This window comes from Polynucleobacter sp. AP-Reno-20A-A9 (genome assembly GCF_018882085.1).
Lineage (GTDB): Bacteria > Pseudomonadota > Gammaproteobacteria > Burkholderiales > Burkholderiaceae > Polynucleobacter.
This window is the reverse complement of the sequence record NZ_JACVPB010000008.1, coordinates 1-18,856: the sequence shown is the minus strand read 5'-3', so window position 1 is coordinate 18,856 and position 18,856 is coordinate 1. Positions and strand designations below refer to the sequence as shown.

Sequence of the window (18,856 nt, the reverse complement as noted above, 5' to 3'; positions counted from 1 at the left end):
TGCGCTTAGACCCTGATCTTTGCCATGCGCTGCATCCAAAAGATGCCGATAAACATTAATACCAGGGTGTAACCAACCATCGACCTACCGAGCTGCTCACTCCACAAGACACCAATAAAATCTGGCCTGACTATGGCCATCAAAAGTGCAACGGCAAACGGCATGATACTCAGGATCCAAGCAGATGAACGCGCTTCAGATGTCATGGCATGAAGAGTCATCTTTGTCTGAAGACGCTCACGAATCAACTTGGCAACACCATTGATTAAGCTGGCTAAATTACCGCCAATCTCTTGGTTAATAAATACCGCAACTGCAAAATAGCGCATTTCGGGGCAATCAATTCGAGCAGATAGGTCAGACATAGACTCCTGCACTGATCTTCCAAAGCTAATCTCCTGAAAGGTCTTCTGAAACTCTGAGGCAATTGGCTCGCGCGATTCATTTGCGGCCATCTGCAATGAGCCGACAAAGGTATGACCAGCTTGCATTGCACGCGCAATAAAATCTAATATTTCGGGTAACTGAGTCTCTAGCTTTACCTGTCTTTTGGCCAATTTAAACTTGAGATAAATCAATGGGCAAATAGCGGCGATTAATGAAAATAGAAGCGAAAGAAAGCCCGATGCACCCAACTCAAGAAATACAAAATTAGTTACAACAAATATCATCGCAATAAGAAACAAAAATTGATCGACCCTAATGTTCCATCTGAGCTTCTGAATAGCTTCATAAACCTGGACTGCTATTGAGTGCTGCTTTAACCACGCATCAAAACGGGGATATGAACTAAATAAAATCACCACTGACAGCTTAGAAGTCGCCCGCTGATTGTCCGATGAGATCGCCTCCAACCTTCTATCCACACGCTTGCGAATGCGACTAAATCGCACCCTCAAAAAAGAAAAGATGGCATATGACAGCCCTATAAAAAAGGCCGTAAACGCTATCAAAGTAAAGATGAACTGAAAGTTCATCTAACGCTCCTTAATTCTGCTCGGATCGAAGAGATAATCAGCCAGCGGTGCGCCGCGCGCTTGAAGGCGATCAGCAAAGCGTGGACGTATACCAGTAGCCCTGAAATGCCCCAGAACACTTCCATCTGGAGCAACACCGGTTTGCTCGAAACAAAAAATCTCCTGCATGGTGATTACCTCACCCTCCATGCCGGTAATCTCCTGAATACTCATGATTTTTCTTCGGCCATCACTCAATCGGGCAACCTGAATAATGACTGAAATGCCAGAAACAATTTGTTCGCGCAAGGCTTTTTGCATCACATTCACACCCGCGAGACCGACCATATTCTCTAAACGCGTCAAAGCATCACGGGCGGTGTTTGCATGAATCGTAGTCAAAGAACCTTCATGACCCGTATTCATTGCTTGGAGCATGTCGATCACTTCGATACCACGCACCTCACCAACAATAATGCGGTCTGGGCGCATACGTAAGGTGTTCTTAACCAAGGCTCGTTGACTTACCTCACCCTTACCCTCAATGTTGGGTGGGCGTGTTTCCAGCCTGACAACGTGAGGTTGCTGTAAGCGCAACTCCGCAGCATCCTCAATGGTAATAATCCGCTCGTTATCGGGAATATAGCCAGACATTACATTCAACAATGTAGTCTTACCGCTACCCGTACCACCTGAAATCAATATATTCGTTTTAACCTTTACCAATGCACCGATGATCAAAGCCATATCACTTGTTAAGGAGCCGTATTCGATCAGATTGTTAACGGATAAAGGGATTTCAGAGAAGCGGCGAATGGATAAGGCTGGGCCATCTAAAGCCAATGGCGGAATGATGGCGTTAACACGTGATCCATCTGGAAGGCGAGCATCAACCATAGGACTAGATTCATCAATACGACGCCCTACCCGCTCTACAATTTTCTCAATGACCTTCAATAAGTGGGCATCATTATCGAACTGAACATTGGTTCGCTCAAGACGCCCTTTTCTCTCAACGAAAATAGTTTTGTAGTTGTTTACCAAAATATCCGAAATAGTCGGATCTGAAATCAAGGGCTCTATTGGACCAAGACCAATGATCTCATTCTGAATTTCATAAACTAAGTGAGCAAGATTATCTTCACCGATCACAATCTTGTCATCAGCAACAATCTTCTGTATGCAGGACTTTAAATAAACTTTAAGTTCGGAGTCCACCATGCGATCTACCGCAGACAAGTCAATTGTCTTTAGAAGACGCTCGTGCAATAGGGCTCGAAGATTGGCTGCGCCTTGTGCCCGCTCGTCAAGCAGGGACTTTTCGCCCAACAAAACCCCGTCGCGCGTTAAATTACCTTGGATTCTTTCCCGCAATGACATTTTTATCTACCAAAAATTATTTAAACCACAGACGCCACCAAGGCGCACTTTCAACCGACTCCAGCTTAATACCTGCAATATCGCAAGCCATAGCGGTAAAAGTCTCACTCAGTGGAATGTGCGCTTGCAGCTTCTGAATAGGGATGCCGGTATTGACTGATTCAGTTGCGTTTAAGAAGTCGTTGGGGAATACCCAGTCGATCGGTTTTTGAATCGCATCTTCTATCTTGCCTAAAGAAATCGCAACCGCTTTATCCATACGATTGAGTACGGTGCCAATTTTTCGTGACTCGTAACCAAGCAAGGTAAATAGATGCAATACCTTAGCCAAGGCCCTTAGGTATGAAACAACCGGCTGAAATACAACAAATATCTTGTCAGAACGATCCAATACCTTCATCGTGATTGCTTCAATTTCCCTAGGCAAATCAACGATCACAAAATCATAGTCCTGAATCGCGACCGTCAATAAATTATCGATATGTTGCGGCTTGATACCAACCGCCTTATCTGGACTATCAGGCGCCTGCAGAAGGTAGAAATTTTCGGCAACCTGCGTAGTAGCCGAGGCAATCACACTTGAATCTAATCCTGTTTGACTAATCACATCAGTCAAGGTGCTCGGACCCGCAGATTCCACCAAGTAAAAAGCGGCATCACCAAATTGCATGTGCAAATCGATAAATAAGACCTTTTGTTTACAAACAGTGGCGAGCGCATAACCGAGGTTCCCTGCAATGAAGGTGGCGCCTGCCCCACCCTTTGCCGAGATAAATGAAAGGATTTTTCCGCGTGGGCGATAAGAGGAGGCGATATAACGTCTTGCCCTTAGGCGCTCAACAGCCTCGAGTAGCTCCAAACGAGAAACTGGAAACCCTATAACTTCAGCTACACCCGCACGCATCAACTCCAGCATTTGCCCATCTTGCGGATTACTTGTCGCATAAATAATTGCTGGATTCGCATGATCGTTCGTACATGATGAAATAGTCTTGAGGTCGCTTTTAGATAAGGTCTCAGAATCAACGATTAGAATATTTGTAGAAAATAAATCCAAGCGATCAATATCAAGCGCGCCTTCACGACGCTCTAAGAAGACAAACTGATCTTCCGACCCATTGGATTCCAGAATTTCCTTGATCCCGACTAAAGAGGACGGTGTACTAGCAATAGCTGCAATTTTCATTTAACGGCCCCCACCTGAAGAAGTGCCCATCGTGGCACCAGTTGGGTACGTACCGCTGCTAGTTGGCGCCTTTACCTCAAAGGATTTTTGATAGTTATCGACAGCCCCTTTTGCGGCTCCACCATCTAATCCGGTGGTTACCTTCTTGTTGTCAAGCGGTGCATTTGGGTTTACCAATTGGGATTGGACCGCGCCATTGACCGTTCCCCCAAAGTCAGGGGAAGTATCCCAAATGGCTTGGGTTTGACAAGCTGTTAACCCAGTCAAGATCACAAGTACAGCGAGGATTTTTAGCATTGGTTTCTGCTCAAAATGAAGTTTCATTATTTTGCTACCCCTTCAATCTTGGACTCTGGCTTTGTACCCTCTAGCTGACCATTTACAAAGAATTCAGTTTGGGTTGGGGGAATATATTTATCAGTAGGCAGAATGACTTTATTAGCCACAGGCTGAACGATATGGGGAGTCACAACAATCAGCAATTCGCTACGGTCAGCTTTAAATGAGGCGCTTCTAAATAAGGCACCCAACACTGGAACGTTTGCCAAACCTGGAAAAGCGCTGATAACTTCCGCAACGTTATTTTTAATTAAGCCGCCAATTGCAAAGCTTTGACCGTCGTATAACTGAACGGTAGTAGAGGCTTGGCGAGTCGTAATTGAAGGCAACACTGATGTGGACCCACCGGCACTCACGGTAATTCCTTGCGTCTGAACCTCGGACACCTGAGGGCTCACCTTTAAGTTAATTCGACCTTCGGATAATACGGTCGGAGTAAATTTAACCCCTACTCCATAATTTTGAGGCTGTAAGGTAATCACCGAACCGCCAGTACCGCTCGATTGAGGAACGGGTAAAAATACAATCCCGCCTGAGAGGAATTCACCTTCTTGCCCGCTGATTGCCATGATATTTGGCTCAGCTAGGATTTTAATTAAGCCACTATTAATTTGCGCTTGGAGCCATGCATTCGTGGTACCAACTGTCCCAGTCGCATTGGCTGCAAAACCTAATGGCGCAGTTGCCCCGTTGAGCATATTGAAGGAAAAATTGGATCCTTGAACTTGAATGCCTAAAGAGTCAGACACGGCCTTATCTATCTCCGCAATTTTGACCTCAATCAGCACCTGGGGAAGATGATCAGTTGTCATCATATTCAACACTTTTTTACCCGTATATTCCTGAGCAATGAGAATAGCCTGCTGAACTTTCATCGAGTCTGAGACTTGACCACTCAGTACCAGCGACTCTCCTGCCGAAGATGCTCGAATATTTTTTTCACCGGGAATTAATTTACCCAATAAACTCTGAAGTGCGCCAGCATCTACACCAACTGAAACGTCTAAGGTAGATAGATTGCCATTGGCGTGCCACATAAAGACATTGGTAGAGCCAACTTTCTTGCCAAGCAAGTAAATTTGATTTGGGCTGACCACCATCACGTCAGCAATAGCCGAATCGCCTACAGAAATTCGGGTAATGGGATCAGCATACTTGTATAGACGGGATTTACCGAGCGAGATTTCAACACTCGAAACCTTACCCACTTCTTTCGAAATTACTGCATCAGCAGCAAATAAAAAGTTAGGCGCCAGTAGCATCCATACAAAAGCAGTCAGGCTAGCCCAAACACTGGTTTTTTTAAACATTTTCATATTAGCGACCTAATCCAGATTCCATGCGCACAGATGTGCCGCGTATTACCTCAACCCCATTTTCACTAGATGAATGAGTTTGAGTCATTTCACTAGGTGTAGAGCCTTCAGTTTGATTGCGCAATACAAGCGATAAGTTTCCGGCCAAGCGAGCAGCATCCAATACTTCTGCCTGCTGAGGCGTTACCTCCAAAGTCACAGAATTCGCCAAGCGAGGCTTTGTATCTTCAACAGCAACACGATCTTGTGCGACAGCCAGTACAAGCACGCGCTGCAGAATAATTCTGGAGCTATAGCGTCCTGTTTCGTCCTTACTACTAAATAGGACATCAACAAAAGAGCCGGGTGTCACAAAACCAGCAACGTCCGATACTTCATTTACATTCATTGACATTGCCCGCTTGCCAGCAGAGATTGCGAAAGCCAGTCCAGACGAGGAGTTTGCGGAGTAAAGCATCCGATCAAAAACAACCTCACCAGCTTTGATATCGCCCTTTGGAATGCGGCCAATGAGCTCCTCTATCGTGTGAAAAATACCAGCAGGCACGGTATCGCCGGGAACCTTAATAAGCTTTAACTGGGAACCAGAAATGGGGGTTCCCATTGGGATGCTTTCATCCGCCGATACAACCATGGCAGACTTCACAGCCTGCTCATCTTTAACAACAAATGCGGCAATGAATAAGGCCAGCAATCCAATGACCGAGGCCACAATAAGAGATATGAGAATGCGTCTATTTTGCATATTTAGAAAAGAGTGGGGTTTAACAGAGCTACGCAAGCTCCAAGTGAAATAGCAAAGGCATATGGAATGCGTTCACTACTGAAACGAAGTCTGAATGCCCTGCTTAATGATTCAGCTAAGAGACCTCTATAAAGAAGGTAAGCCAACACAATCAGTCCACCAATCATTGAGGCATACAAGGCAGTGAGTAACACGGCATATGGGCCCAGAAAAGCTCCAACCACTGCCATTAGCTTGACGTCGCCAGCCCCCATCAAAGACTTTACATAAGGATAGATAAAAACCAATAGGCCTAAAGTGGCGCCAAGAACTGAGTTAGCTAGTGCGCCTAACCCACCATTGACATAAGCCAAGATGAAAGCAGCTGCCAAACCAATGAGAATGAGATAGTTTGAGATTCGCCTAGTTACGAGATCTAGAATTGTCGCTAGCGAAATTACAGCTAAAAACGGAAAAGTTACAGACATATCTTTCTACTTTCCGCCTATCTATGCGTCTATTGCGCAAAGAGAAAGCTAAAGTACATCACACTCACACCCAAAGGTGTGCCAATAACTAAAACACTGACATCCAGCCCAGCCAGATGTCAGAAATATCAATTAAAGCTTGTTAACAACAGACTGGAATGTGCTGGATACGGAATTACCTAAAGTTCCAACCACTACAGCGATTGCAACAGCAATACCGGCTGCGATTAATGCATATTCAATGGCGGTTACGCCCTCTTCACTCTTAACGAGGCTTGAAATAAAAGATTTAATTTTGCTTGATTGATTTAGCATGCTACGGCTCCTTTTAAAAAACTATCAATTTCAATAACTGATTAGTCATAATTAATATTAACCCAAAAATCATTATAGTCACGTTTTAAATTGACATAGGTCAATAAAGTTGGATAAAAATTACATATCCAAAGCTAGAAACCAATCAATAACTTCCAATATTGACCAAACGGTGGATAGATATCCTTGTAATAAACGCAACACTCGGGCATCTGAAAGACAAGGCCATAAATGATGCAAGCGCCCAGTAAGACTGCGCCACGTGGGGCGCAAGCATGCCGGCCCACAATTAGCCAAAAAGAATTGGTCTCTGGTTTAAGGGATAACCCTGAGCTGCAAAGAGTCAGCATCAGCAAGATCATTTGGTTACTCAATGAGGCAATCCACCTACCCCAGTCGCTAGCAACTAAAAACATTGGTAATAGCGTTAGAAACCCAATGAAGATCCAGCGAGAATATTGGGACTGCGTTCCATTTACGGCATTGGGGCGAATAGCGGAAAAGATATATAACAGAACTAGGAGATTGCCTGCGCCAAAAAAGATCCACACAAAAATACCGCCAGAACTGATAACGCCATACAAAGTAGTAAGGTGTTGATCTAAGCCCCAGCCCAAAGAACCAATTGCACCAAAAGCAGAGTACGGCGCAGCTGGTGATAAGGCAACCCTGTCGGTGAAAGGCAAAGCCTCCCAGATACCCTGACTCATTGCAACATCGCCATGAAAGTGAGAGCAAATCAAGAAAGTTGCCACAGCCTCAATACACAAAAAGATAAAGCCATATCGCAAATAGCGCCACTGTGGCTGCTCAATAGAAAGTACCCAAAGCAGTAAAGCTGAAACAGGGAAGCTTAAAAATAAATAGGCCTCATGAACCAATACCAACAGGGGTGAAATAGTGAGCAGCAGAAATAGGTATAAATAAGTCCAATATCGTTTATGCCCTTCTGCGGCAGTCTTGATCTGCATAAATAAGAGGCACTGTATGGCAAAGAATATGAGGAAGATATTTTCTTTTCGAGTGTAGAAGTCAGCACTCATCCCCATATGAAATATGCCACCTTGAATCAAGATGGCAACAAGTAATACATTGGCATTGCGTATGCCAGATTTCAAATACACCAGGAGAAAGCATGCCACATATAGGGCAAATGAAAAGAACATTGCTTTGTATAGAGCGCCGAGCATCCCAGTGCCACCAAAAAATCTTAGGAGCAACTCCCCAGCTAAACCTCTACGAATAAAGCCAGCTTGATAGTTAATCAGCCACTCAGTAATAGGCCAAACATTAAATCGATGTACAGAAAAGTCACCCGTCATCCAAAAATAGGAAAGAATTAATGGCAGCTCTAGGCAAATAGCAATAACAACAAAACGCATTAGCAAAAGGCTGCGACTAGACATGGTTGAATTCCGAGAAATTAAATGAGCGGCCCTTCTTGCGACACTGATATCGACCCTCGTTACGTATCACCCTATCGCCAAGCTTACGCGACTCCTGTATCACAAGCTGTCCTGTCGACTGATCAAGCACCCCATTGCGCCAAATACCACTAGGGTCTTGGCTTTGGCTTCCATCCTCGCATTTGTTTAACTGAAAATGCACTATTGAGCCTGACTCGCTATTGCTTACTTGTGGCCTACAAACTTGATAGCCGCCACTAAAGCTACCCTGTAAAAACTGGTAAATGCGACTGCCCCAAATCTCCAGCATGAGGGGGTCTTTACCTTCATACCTCTCCAACACAACGCCGCCAGCATCCAAAACAAGCTGTTGCGAACTGCCGCTACACAACCAATATTCCGGTAAATGCAATCGATCACAGGCAGTCAAAAAAAATAAAGTACCTGCAAGCACAAGCAATTTAATGGCATCAATAAAAGCAGAGGAAATATTCATTGGGGCGTTTATTTGCTCTGTGGATTCGATTGCTTTGGAACCGACTGCAATCGAAAAATAACAGCCGCTTTATCTTCATATAGATGCTGCCACTGTGCCCTACCGTCAAAATATGCTCTTGCAGGAGAGTCTGGCCTAATCAGAATCCATGTGATCTTGAAGTCACGAATCACATCATCCAAGGCGGCAGGCGACCCATCTCTAACCGCATCTAAATAGGGTCCCAGCACTTTTTCATCATACAAGTCAGCCCTTCCGTCGATAAAGACGGGGATGCCCCGGCTAATTAAGTAGCCGCCAAATTCATATGCATTTAAAACAGGTCCCTCAATACCTTGGCTCTGAACAAAATCCACGGCAGCCACTGGAAAAACCTCTTTAGAGGGTTGGTGATGGTCGTTGCGCGCCTCTATCAATGCAACCAACAGAATAAGCACCGCACTTACCAATACCGCCTTTTTTGAAGCCAATCCTGCAAGGCGTTTAAAGAATACATCTAGACCAGAGGGAGTTACCCCCTTATCACCACCTTGCAGTAATTGATAGCGAACACCAAATGAACTAGCAATAATCATTGGCGTGATCAGCCCAAAAATGGAGGCGTAACGATTATGCGTTAATGCTTGGTGAAGTAAACCCACAATCAAAAGAGCATTAATAGCACTAACCTGAATGCAACCTATGAGCGCAAGAAATAAGTATGACGCAATCACCACCTCCAGACCACCAAGGCCAGAAAATTGATATGGCATCCATTCAATGATGGCACCCAAATGCGTTAACTTAAACAAAGCAAATGGAAACAGTAGGCCCCGCCAACCGAGCGGAGTTAATGTGCACATACCTACTGCTAGCAGCCAAAATAAAACCCAATGCCGCAATAATCGCATCCGGTCAGATGCCGAGGCTACCCATATGGCCTGGGCACCCAAGGGAAGTGCGATAGCTAAGCCAAATATAAAACTACCGTGCAAATTAGCCCATATAACCATGAGGGGCAATAAATAAAATGGTGGGCTTATATGTTTTTCAGAGGAGTTAATTAGTGAACTAACCCACACTACCAATAGTGGCCACGATAAAACATGAGGTCTAATTAAAAGATGACTTGCAAGCGCAGAGTAAGCCAATGCGGTAAAAAAAATAGCATAAATTGGCGGGGTGCGTTTCAGTAAGAAACGCAATAACAAGGCAAGAGTGGCTGCCAGTGCCAGGCCCGTCGTCAATACAAGGGCTGTCCAGCCGCCAACAATATAAACCGCCGCAAAGATGCACTCAGATAGCCATTCATGAGCGGTCCACGGCTGACCAACAAGTGAGTGAGAATAAATATCCGTACTTGGAACTAAGCCATGATCCAGCATCCACTTCCCTACCGTCAGATGCATATAGGTATCAGGATCAACAGAGATATGCCAAGACGTTAAGGCCAGCAAGCCAAGACAGGCGATGACTCCAACCAGAAGCGGCCATGAGATGCCATAGAACGAGGATAGTCCCGATGGTTCATCATTAAGCTTGAGCTCTTGATATCTCATGCGTCCATCATAAACAACTCAAGACTGCATTTCTAAATCGGCCTCGCCGAATGCGCCAGGTATCACGCCCTAAAGAGAAAAGGTGCCAATTTACAGAGGTGCGCGCGCTAAATATTTTGGTTGAATTTCTTTTGATGAATACATTCTGAAGGAGAAATGTAGCAACCTAAAAAATGCTTGAAACAGCTTCCTTAGCACCACTTATTGAACGGCCCGCGACAATCAGGCGCCTTAAAAAATACGTTTAAGCAACTGCAATAGGTTGGATTGAGTCGCTGCACCATGAATTAACCAATCCCTCTAAATCACACTGTTCAGCCCTTTTAGAAGCAGAAACGGACAGTCTTGCTACTACTAGCGGCTGTATTCGCTCATTAGGGGTAAATAGGGATGATTAATGGATGCAATTCCCGTTTCGGGAATATTTAGCGTTTTTAGAATGAAGAGACGCGGTACAGGACAGCAAGTCCATATTCCAAATGGGGCGAACGACGGGGCTCGAACCCGCGACAACCAGAATCACAATCTGGGACTCTACCAACTGAGCTACGTCCGCCACTGAAGACCTAGATTATAGCTTTTTGCCCAAAATCCTGTCAAAAACACCCTTTTTAAGGCTCAGCTAGATATTTTCAACCTCAAAAGCAGCCCAATCTCCAAGACATAAGCTGGCATCAATGAAAAAGTCGGTTATGGCTGCTTTACTCTGAACTTTAGCTAGCGCATGGTGATCTGAGAGGCGTTGGCGCCAATAACGGGAGCCCGCCCTGCCATGAGCTAAGCCCAAAATATGCCTTGTGAAAGCGCCAATGTAGAAGGGTTTGCCTTTGGCTTGACACTCCTCAAACCATGCCTGAACTTGCCTCACTAACGCAATCTGAATACGATGCCACTCGGTCTCACTAAAAAGATATCCAGCGGCATCGCCATTGGTATGAATCATGTCATACCAGCCTAAAAGCAAAGCCGGAAAATGATAGGCGGCCCTACCCACCATGAAGCCATCGAAATCATCCCAATGTCCTGCAATTTGCTCATTGGTTTCTAAGCCGCCGTTGAGCAAGACCTTGAGGTTTGGAAAATGTTTTTTTGCATCTAACCTAAGTTTTGCAGCAACCTCATAACGCAATGGGGGCTTACTTCGATTTTCTTTTGGGGACAAGCCTTTAAGAACTGCATTACGCGCATGAATCGTGACCTGGCTAGCACCTGCTTCGGCAACGGCCAAGATAAAGTCCAGCGCAAATTGATAATCCTTTTCGGAGCTAGCCGCGTCCATCGAATCTAAGCCCAATCGATGCTTAACGGAGATGGGAATGTCCACCGCGCTCTTCATCGCTTTGATACATTGAGCCACTAAGCCCGGCTCTGCCATAAGACATGCTCCAAAGGCTCCACGTTGAACGCGCTCCGAGGGGCAGCCGCAATTCAGATCAATTTCATCGTAATTCCACTGCTGCGCTAGCTCGGCAGATTTTGCCAAATCAGAAGGCTCTGAGCCCCCTAATTGTAGAACTACTGGATGTTGATCTTGCGAGTAATCTAAATGACGCGGGACATCACCATGCAGAAGTGCACCTGTAGTCACCATCTCGGTATAAAGAACTGCTTCTTTAGTAAGCGTACGATGAAAAGAACGACAATGACGATCGGTCCACTCCATCATGGGAGCAACCGCTAATCTCTTTTTCTCTTTATTTTTCACGGATACTATTTATCAATAATTTATTAATGAATATTTTAGTTTGTTTTTGATGAAAACCAAATTAAACCAAGGCTCCGTAGGATCCAAGTAAAAATAGCTTCAGAAAGAAAATTGGTTGCGGAAAGATTGAAGTCGCAATAGAAATCTTAATCACTCTAAAAATTACTAGAGTGATGCATCCTAAATTTGCCCTAAATTCAGTCTATTTAATACTCAATTAAATGTCTGCTTGTGACTCTAAACAATCATTTACATCAAAAAACAACCACCCGAAGGTGGTTATAGTATTCCTTGACTGCCTGGGGCGACCTCGACCAAGACCTGAGATTCTTTACAAAACTTTTGCCTACGAATTATCAACTTTTGAAGCCTCGATCTATCGCTTAGTACACCTTATCAATAGATAATTTAAAGCCGTTTTTACCCATTGTTTGGCAGGATAAAACTTTGCAAATATTAATTTAACTTGCGGTTTTAAACTTCAAAGATCAATATCTTCTTTTCGGCGCACCAGCAAAAGATTGCTTCTTCTCAATATGTCTAAATGTGATGCGGCCTTTGCTCAAGTCATAAGCGGAGATCTCTAAAGAAACCTTATCTCCAGCCAATATACGGATGTGATTTTTTTTGACTCTGCCTGCTGTATAGGCAATAAGCTTATGGCCGTTGTCTAAAGTAATCCGATAACGAGAATCCGGCAGAATTTCATCAACAAGACCGTCCATTTCAAGCAACTCTTCTTTTGCCATTTAACATCCTTAATGAAAATAAAAAGCCCAGTCATGCTGGGCTTTAGGCCAGGCAAATAATTTTCGCCTGGTATTTGCTTCTGATTTAAACAGGCTGAATATTGGATGCTAACTTGCCTTTAGGGCCAGTAGTAATATCAAAAGTCACCTTTTGACCTTCAGCTAATGACTTAAATCCGCTGCTATTAATTGCTGAAAAATGGGCAAATAAATCTTCGCCACCGAGTTCAGGGGTAATAAAGCCGAAGCCTTTAGCGTCGTTAAACCATTTCACAATTCCGTTTGCCATATCTGACTATTCCTTAAAAAAATATAAAAAGGGGCAATGCCCCCAAGTGGGGCGAAAGTCAAGAATGGCGGGGGAGATGCTAAAAAGAACTATCGCAGAACTGCGGTGTTAATTACTAGTACAACAACACTATAAGCTTGAAAATCGCTATATGTATTTTACTCTACTTTAGTCATAAAAGGTTGCTTACCTACAAATTACCTTCATAACAGCCATAGTTACAGGTAAAAGTGCCTTGGCAATGGCGCGCCCACTCTATTTAAAGACTGCTTACGACCCAAAGTAGCCATTAAAGACTTAGAACTTAAACCTTAATTCAGCGCCACCGCCATACTCTTGACCATAGCTATTAGTAGACGCAACTACTCCAATCCGAGCAGAAATATCTTTTGTTATGCCGCCCTGAATCCCCAATCCAAACATATTGGAAACAGGACCCATATTGGCGCCTACCTGAGTAAATGATCCATAGCTTGGACTTACAGCAGCAATGGAATGCGCTGAATTGCTATTGGCATACTAGTCATAACCAAACTTATAAAAACCAATTAAAGACAATGGGTTATTCATGCCCTTGAGTAGCGAATATACAAAATCAGCTCCCGCAAAAGATAGGAAAATTAAATTAAATTTCCTTCCAGAGCGAACGCAAGGCTTGCAATGTTTTCACATCAGGGTCACCAATATTGGCAATGAGTTCTGCGAATTGAGGGAATGCCACCGAGAATTGTTGGGCGTCAAAAAGCTTCATCGACCACTTTGGGAAACGTCTCTCTTGAATTTCAGTGATACCCAGCAGTTCAATATTATGGTGTCTTGGGTCATCTTTAATTCTGCCCCATATTTCCACTACCGCGCTTCTAGTGCCCTCAAGGATTTGACCAAAATATCCTTTGTCAAAAAAGAGGATGCCTGTAATCGAGTGCAGGGCATTTGAGGCTGTAGCAACATCCACTATCGCAGTCAAACCCCAAATATTCATATCCACTTCAGCTTCACTTAAGTACTTTAATTCAACCAAATCTGATTTGTGCATAGGGTGTACCCGAAATAGATAAAACAAACACAAACAAGGCTGGAAAGCCTTATTTAACATGAACATCATATTACTGGGGTATGGTGTTACTATGTGCGTTAACGCACATACTTGAGCTATATTGAGAGCTATATTTAAAAGTTGAGTAAAAACTGGCTAATAGGGATATAAATGGATAAAGCTGGATTAAAAGACCAGAATTGGCTATTCCACTCCATTCCCGAAGATGCATGGCAGAGACTTTTGCCTCATATTGAAGAGTTCGATATGCCGCTCGGCCTAGTTTTATCTGAATCAGGCGACAGAATGTCTTACGTTTATTTTCCTACCAACACTATTGTTTCTCTACTGCATAACTTGGCGAGTGGATCTTCAGCTGAAATTGCCGTTATCGGCAATGAAGGCTGTGTAGGAGTAGAACTCTTTATGGGCGGAAATTCCACTCTGACTAGGTCAGTAGTACAGAGCGCCGGAAAGAGTTATCGCATCAAAGCAAACGTGATAGTAGAGGAATTCAATAAGGCGGGTGCACTCATGCACTTGCTATTACGCTATACCCAAGCCTTAATTACGCAAATGACTCAAACGGCAGTGTGTAATCGCCACCACTCCCTTGATCAGCAATTTTGTCGTTGGCTGCTCTTAAGTTTAGATAGATTAGATAGCAATGAGCTTGTAATGACCCAAGAGCTGATTGCCAACATGCTGGGAGTGCGAAGAGAAGGTGTAACTGAAGCAGCTTTAAAGGCTCAAAAAGCAGGTCTGATTAAGTATTCTCGCGGCCACATTACGATCCTAGACCGAATAGGCCTTGAGAAGCGAGCATGTGAATGCTATCAAGTTGTTAAAACGGAATGTGAACGAATTCTTCCAAAGAAAGTGGCTGTTTAATTAAGTGGCGATAGAAATTCCAGCATTATTGTTAATCCAAAAACCACTCTTATTCACGGCTCAGCAAGGAGCATCTCATTAATTTCTTTTTTAGTAACCCCCAAGATCTAACCCTGCTGACGTATTCATACAGCGCACCCCTTGTCGCCCTATCTCTTTTGGTTGCCATAGGTGGCGCATCACTTGCTTTATTCATAGCAAGTACTGTTTCAACTGCACGAGACTTGCGCTCTAAAAATCTATTGATGCTGGTCGGGGCAATTGCCTTTGGATTGGCCGTTTGGAGCATGCATTTTATTGGTATGCTAGCTTTTGAACTATGCACTTCTGTGAGCTACAACTCCGCTTTGACATTTTTATCCGCCTTACCTGCAGTATTGGCTGCTTGGGTCGTGCTGCACCAGATCTCTCGTCAGAATAATTCTTTTCTCACTTTGCTACTGGGTGGCCTAATTACTGGCGCAGGCATTGGCTTGATGCACTACTCAGGAATGATGGCGATGCGCATGTCTGCAACCTTGCGTTTTGATCCCTTCCAATTTTTTATTTCTATAGCTGCCGCTGTAATTCTGGCCACTCTTGCGCTTTGGGCTCGAAACGGTCTGATTTATCAAGCCAAAATCAAGCCTAGGTACGCCAATACGTTTGCAGCCGTTGTGATGGGTCTGGCAATTGCAGCCATGCATTATTTGGGTATGGCAGCGGCACGATTTATCGGCATGCCTCAGACTGCAGAACCCATTGCACCGACAGATTGGTTTTACCTTGCCATGCTGATCACCATGGGTATTGTGTCTATCCTTGGATTTGTTGGATCAGGGGTCTTTTATATGCGCCTCAAGGAGAGTTTGGCCACCATCAGACTTCACAAAGATGAGCTTGATACTATCATTCAAAACTCTACGGAAGCCATTATTACCGCACATGCCGATGGCGCCATTACAAGCATCAACCTTGCCTTCAAAACAATATTTGGGTATTTGAATAAAGAGATTGCAGGCGACCACCTCTCCACGTTTTTGCCAGAATGGCCAATCCTGATTCAACAGAAGGTTGAAAAGAAGAGTTATGAAACTCTTGGAAGACGAGAGGATGGAAGTGAATTTCCAATTCGGGTTACCCTATACCGGATTGATAGGGATGAACTTGCAGTTTATATGGGATTTTTAACTGACCTATCAGACATCAAAAAAATTCAAGATAAGCTCATACACGATGCTAATCATGACTTTTTAACCGGCCTAAGCAATCGCCGCTATTTTTTAGATCAGCTGCAACTTGAATTGGAGCGTACTAAACGTACTAAATCAACACTTTCATTGATCATGCTCGATATTGATCACTTCAAGCGCATCAATGATGAATATGGTCACCTGTGTGGTGATCACGTCTTAAAAGTACTCGCAAATGAGATAAAAAAATTAGCGAGAAGTGGTGATGTTGTGTCGCGTTACGGCGGAGAGGAATTTATTTTGCTCTTACCAAACACTGACCTGGCTGAAGCCAAGGATGTGGCAGAGCGCCTAAGGGTGATGACAGCAAAGCTCAAACTCAAATCTGATGATGCGCGTGAAATTCAGTTCACCGTATCGCTTGGTGTTACTTGTAACCACAAACGAGATCTAATCGATTGCGAAATCCTCATTGGGGAAGCCGATAGAGCAATGTATCGGGCAAAAAACTCCGGGCGTAACCGAGTTAAAGAATTTTTAGATTGGCAGTAGAGATATTTACAGCTAGATGAGTAACGGCGGTGATCAGCATAAATACTCGCCCTACCCCTAGCCAATGAGAACATCCACTCGATCAAATGCATCGATACTATGGTGCTCATCGGTCTTAACATTGAGGTTTTCAGGTGTAACACTGGGTGACCCATCTCTTTTGGGCATATGACCACAAAGTTCATCAAGCAGAGATCTTCTCGTTGCGGCAATATCAGCGCTCGATCGTGCGCCACTTACTAGCTAGCTTTAGTCCTTATGGCAAAAAAGGCTCGCATTGACTTGAGTCAACCTAAAGTAGCCATCTATGAAACATTCCTAGAAGACAAAATTCATGAACCCATAGTAGTTTTAGTAGCCAATAGATGTCTGCCCGCATCCGCTATGCCCAAATCCTGCATAGCCTTTATGACTTCTAAGTTCGAGTCTGCAATATCCTCAATTGCGTTGACCAGCTGAGGCAATAACCTAGCAAATTCTTTGCCATCATAAATTTTTAATGCCCAATTAGGAAAGCGTCGCCGCTCGATCGCCATGATGCCCAGAAGCTCAATACCATCATGTCTTGGGTCTTTTTGAATTTTTGCCCAGATTTCTTCAACGTCATCTCTTTTACCCTCAAGGATTTGGCCAAACTGGCCACGATCATAAAAAAGGACTCCCGTAAGACCGTGCTTTAAATTCCAATGATAAGAAACCTCAAATAGGCGCATGATTCCAAGTAGGCCGAAATCGTATACCGCTTTACTTCTATACCTAAGCTCAACTAAGACATCTTGTTTGGACATGAGATTAATTGCCTTCTCTTAGATGCGTTGTGTAGGAGTATTAAATCCTTTTTGCTGGCCGATTCAAGGAGATTACCTAAAGCGCCAGATTTAAGGATTAGAGATTCCCATAAAATACTTTTAGAAAAAAATAAGGGTAGCTTCAAATATCTCGGTTAAAAATAATTACGCAGTTTTACGGTCTTTAGCGCCTGGCTTAGCAACTACATATTGATCTTGAGCGCTTTCCAATGCAGCATCAACACTTTTTCCATAGCTAGAGAAGGCGTCATTTGCAACACTATGGACTTGGTCAAAATATTGAAGCGAGGTTTCAAATACGGCTGTAAAAGCAGTAACAAAAGCTTCAGAACCAGAAGGACTACTCTTGGTGGCTTCAATAACAAACTTCTCTAGATCATTGCGTACATTGGCGATAGAAAGATCGATCACTTGCTTAATTTCATTACCGCTATTGCGAATAACTTTTCTTACCCTCCCTTGGTATGCGGTGGCATATTTGGCAGCCTCTTGAGCAACTTCTGGCTGAGCTAATTTAGCCAACCGCTGAGGATCCTTGATGGCCATCAAATGAGTGTTGACTTTTTGAGCAGCAACCAAAATCTCATTTGCGACGGCTTGGTTAATTTCAGCCAATTCTTGCGCGCTTTGAAGGACAGCTTGAGCTAGTCGTTTGGTGTTTTCTACTGCTGTAGCCTGAGCTTGGGAAATTTGTTTATTTATTTGACTTTGAAACATGATCTATCCCTTTATTTTTATTTGCACGATTTTTGATGGATTCTCAGGCGCAAATCTACCTGATTAACTGTAATAGAAGCCACTAAATGAGTATGTACGATATCAGACATAAGAATGGATCTTAGAGGCAGTCTTTGGGACGTCATTGAGGATGGCTTTATCTCAAATTACTACACCAATTAGGGCAAATAGCCACTTAACTGCTTGCCCCTAAATGAACGATAGCCGCCGTTGAATAATTCGAAGACTTTGATACAAGATATTTCAATTATTAAAAAGAGAAAGCCGCCCTAAGGCGGCTCTCCATATTGCCAGCAGATTACATCCTAACAATATGCCAAGCACCATTTAAGTAGTTATCGCCATTACGATCGTCAGGCGTTTTGTCCATGCTGAAGAAATATAAAGGCTTACCTTTATAGGCAAACTGCTTCTTGCCATCATCGCGCGTAATAATGGAGTAGTCACCATAAGATGTTGCATTTTTATCTACAAGTAATGGGGGCCAATTTATAGCGCAATCTCCATTGCAGTTTGATTTGCCCGATCCCGCCTGATCCTTATCAAAGGTATATAAAGTCATATTGCTAGTGCTGACTAAAATTCCATTGTCGGTTTTAACGATACTTTGTCCAACTGACATTGAAACGCACGCAGCCAAAGCAAAATGAATCGCTACCAATATCCTAGACACTTCCCAACCTCGCTTGGTACTGCTGTTCAAATCTTACCGGAGAAAGCCCATTGTTGTAACTATGGCGTCTAACCGGGTTGTAAAAAATTTCGATGTAA

General features: G+C 43.7%; 21 protein-coding genes and 1 tRNA gene. 2 read left to right on the top strand and 20 right to left on the bottom strand.

The window, feature by feature from the left end:
• Nucleotides 1-5 precede the first annotated feature (5 nt).
• From ICN39_RS08115 to ICN39_RS08035, 17 genes are all read right to left on the bottom strand, one after another.
• A complete protein-coding gene (locus ICN39_RS08115; RefSeq protein ID WP_216233549.1) occupies nt 6-977 on the bottom strand; it encodes a type II secretion system F family protein in 972 nt (323 codons plus the stop codon).
• Nucleotides 978-2,336, bottom strand: a complete 1,359-nt coding sequence (locus ICN39_RS08110) for a CpaF family protein (RefSeq protein WP_216233548.1) — start codon at nt 2,334-2,336, stop codon at nt 978-980.
• A 16-nt stretch (nt 2,337-2,352) separates the two neighbouring features.
• On the bottom strand, nt 2,353-3,522 hold the full coding sequence (locus ICN39_RS08105; RefSeq protein ID WP_216233547.1) for an AAA family ATPase: 1,170 nt from the start codon (nt 3,520-3,522) through the stop codon (nt 2,353-2,355).
• Nucleotides 3,523-3,846: a hypothetical protein gene (locus tag ICN39_RS08100; protein WP_216233546.1), complete on the bottom strand. Its 324-nt coding sequence runs from the start codon at nt 3,844-3,846 to the stop codon at nt 3,523-3,525.
• The gene (locus tag ICN39_RS08095; protein ID WP_216233545.1) at nt 3,846-5,177 is read right to left on the bottom strand and encodes a type II and III secretion system protein family protein; all 1,332 of its coding nucleotides are present in this window, start codon (nt 5,175-5,177) and stop codon (nt 3,846-3,848) included. Before ICN39_RS08095 ends, ICN39_RS08100 begins: the two co-directional genes overlap by 1 nt.
• 1 nt (nt 5,178) lies before the next feature.
• The gene (gene cpaB / locus ICN39_RS08090; protein ID WP_216233544.1) at nt 5,179-5,922 is read right to left on the bottom strand and encodes a Flp pilus assembly protein CpaB; all 744 of its coding nucleotides are present in this window, start codon (nt 5,920-5,922) and stop codon (nt 5,179-5,181) included.
• Between the two features lie 2 nt (nt 5,923-5,924).
• Entirely contained in the window at nt 5,925-6,389 is a 465-nt protein-coding gene (locus ICN39_RS08085; RefSeq protein ID WP_216233543.1) for a prepilin peptidase, read from the bottom strand.
• Nucleotides 6,390-6,521: 132 nt separating this feature from the next.
• On the bottom strand, nt 6,522-6,704 hold the full coding sequence (locus ICN39_RS08080) for a Flp family type IVb pilin (RefSeq protein ID WP_216233542.1): 183 nt from the start codon (nt 6,702-6,704) through the stop codon (nt 6,522-6,524).
• Between the two features lie 134 nt (nt 6,705-6,838).
• Nucleotides 6,839-8,110, bottom strand: a complete 1,272-nt coding sequence (locus tag ICN39_RS08075) for a hypothetical protein (protein WP_216233541.1) — start codon at nt 8,108-8,110, stop codon at nt 6,839-6,841.
• Nucleotides 8,103-8,606, bottom strand: a complete 504-nt coding sequence (locus ICN39_RS08070) for a hypothetical protein (protein WP_216233540.1) — start codon at nt 8,604-8,606, stop codon at nt 8,103-8,105. Before ICN39_RS08070 ends, ICN39_RS08075 begins: the two co-directional genes overlap by 8 nt.
• 8 nt (nt 8,607-8,614) lie before the next feature.
• Nucleotides 8,615-10,144 carry a hypothetical protein gene (locus ICN39_RS08065; protein WP_216233539.1) on the bottom strand — a complete coding sequence of 510 codons (1,530 nt, stop codon included), beginning with the start codon at nt 10,142-10,144 and terminating at the stop codon, nt 8,615-8,617.
• Between the two features lie 480 nt (nt 10,145-10,624).
• A tRNA-His gene (locus ICN39_RS08060) sits at nt 10,625-10,700 on the bottom strand.
• A 66-nt stretch (nt 10,701-10,766) separates the two neighbouring features.
• Entirely contained in the window at nt 10,767-11,849 is a 1,083-nt protein-coding gene (dusA, locus tag ICN39_RS08055; RefSeq protein WP_370623714.1) for a tRNA dihydrouridine(20/20a) synthase DusA, read from the bottom strand.
• 488 nt (nt 11,850-12,337) lie between these two features.
• A complete protein-coding gene (gene infA, locus ICN39_RS08050; RefSeq protein WP_216233538.1) occupies nt 12,338-12,598 on the bottom strand; it encodes a translation initiation factor IF-1 in 261 nt (86 codons plus the stop codon).
• An 85-nt stretch (nt 12,599-12,683) separates the two neighbouring features.
• Complete coding sequence (locus ICN39_RS08045; RefSeq protein ID WP_072583619.1) at nt 12,684-12,887, bottom strand: cold-shock protein; 204 nt, start codon at nt 12,885-12,887, stop codon at nt 12,684-12,686.
• 297 nt (nt 12,888-13,184) lie between these two features.
• Nucleotides 13,185-13,328 (bottom strand): hypothetical protein, encoded by a 144-nt coding sequence (locus ICN39_RS08040; RefSeq protein WP_216233537.1) that lies wholly within the window; start codon nt 13,326-13,328, stop codon nt 13,185-13,187.
• Nucleotides 13,329-13,512: 184 nt separating this feature from the next.
• The gene (locus ICN39_RS08035; RefSeq protein WP_216233536.1) at nt 13,513-13,923 is read right to left on the bottom strand and encodes a BLUF domain-containing protein; all 411 of its coding nucleotides are present in this window, start codon (nt 13,921-13,923) and stop codon (nt 13,513-13,515) included.
• 171 nt (nt 13,924-14,094) lie between these two features.
• Here ICN39_RS08035 and ICN39_RS08030 point away from each other — a divergent pair, with 171 nt between their 5' ends.
• Nucleotides 14,095-14,814: a Crp/Fnr family transcriptional regulator gene (locus ICN39_RS08030; RefSeq protein ID WP_216233535.1), complete on the top strand. Its 720-nt coding sequence runs from the start codon at nt 14,095-14,097 to the stop codon at nt 14,812-14,814.
• Nucleotides 14,815-14,972: 158 nt separating this feature from the next.
• A complete protein-coding gene (locus ICN39_RS08025) occupies nt 14,973-16,538 on the top strand; it encodes a diguanylate cyclase domain-containing protein (RefSeq protein ID WP_216233534.1) in 1,566 nt (521 codons plus the stop codon).
• Between the two features lie 332 nt (nt 16,539-16,870).
• Here the strand turns inward: ICN39_RS08025 and ICN39_RS08020 are convergent, their stop codons facing one another.
• From ICN39_RS08020 to ICN39_RS08010, 3 genes are all read right to left on the bottom strand, one after another.
• Nucleotides 16,871-17,326 (bottom strand): BLUF domain-containing protein, encoded by a 456-nt coding sequence (locus tag ICN39_RS08020; RefSeq protein WP_216233533.1) that lies wholly within the window; start codon nt 17,324-17,326, stop codon nt 16,871-16,873.
• 165 nt (nt 17,327-17,491) lie between these two features.
• Complete coding sequence (locus ICN39_RS08015) at nt 17,492-18,064, bottom strand: phasin family protein (RefSeq protein WP_216233532.1); 573 nt, start codon at nt 18,062-18,064, stop codon at nt 17,492-17,494.
• A gap of 319 nt (nt 18,065-18,383) precedes the next feature.
• Nucleotides 18,384-18,788, bottom strand: a complete 405-nt coding sequence (locus ICN39_RS08010) for a hypothetical protein (protein ID WP_255532388.1) — start codon at nt 18,786-18,788, stop codon at nt 18,384-18,386.
• Between the last annotated feature and the right edge of the window lie 68 nt (nt 18,789-18,856).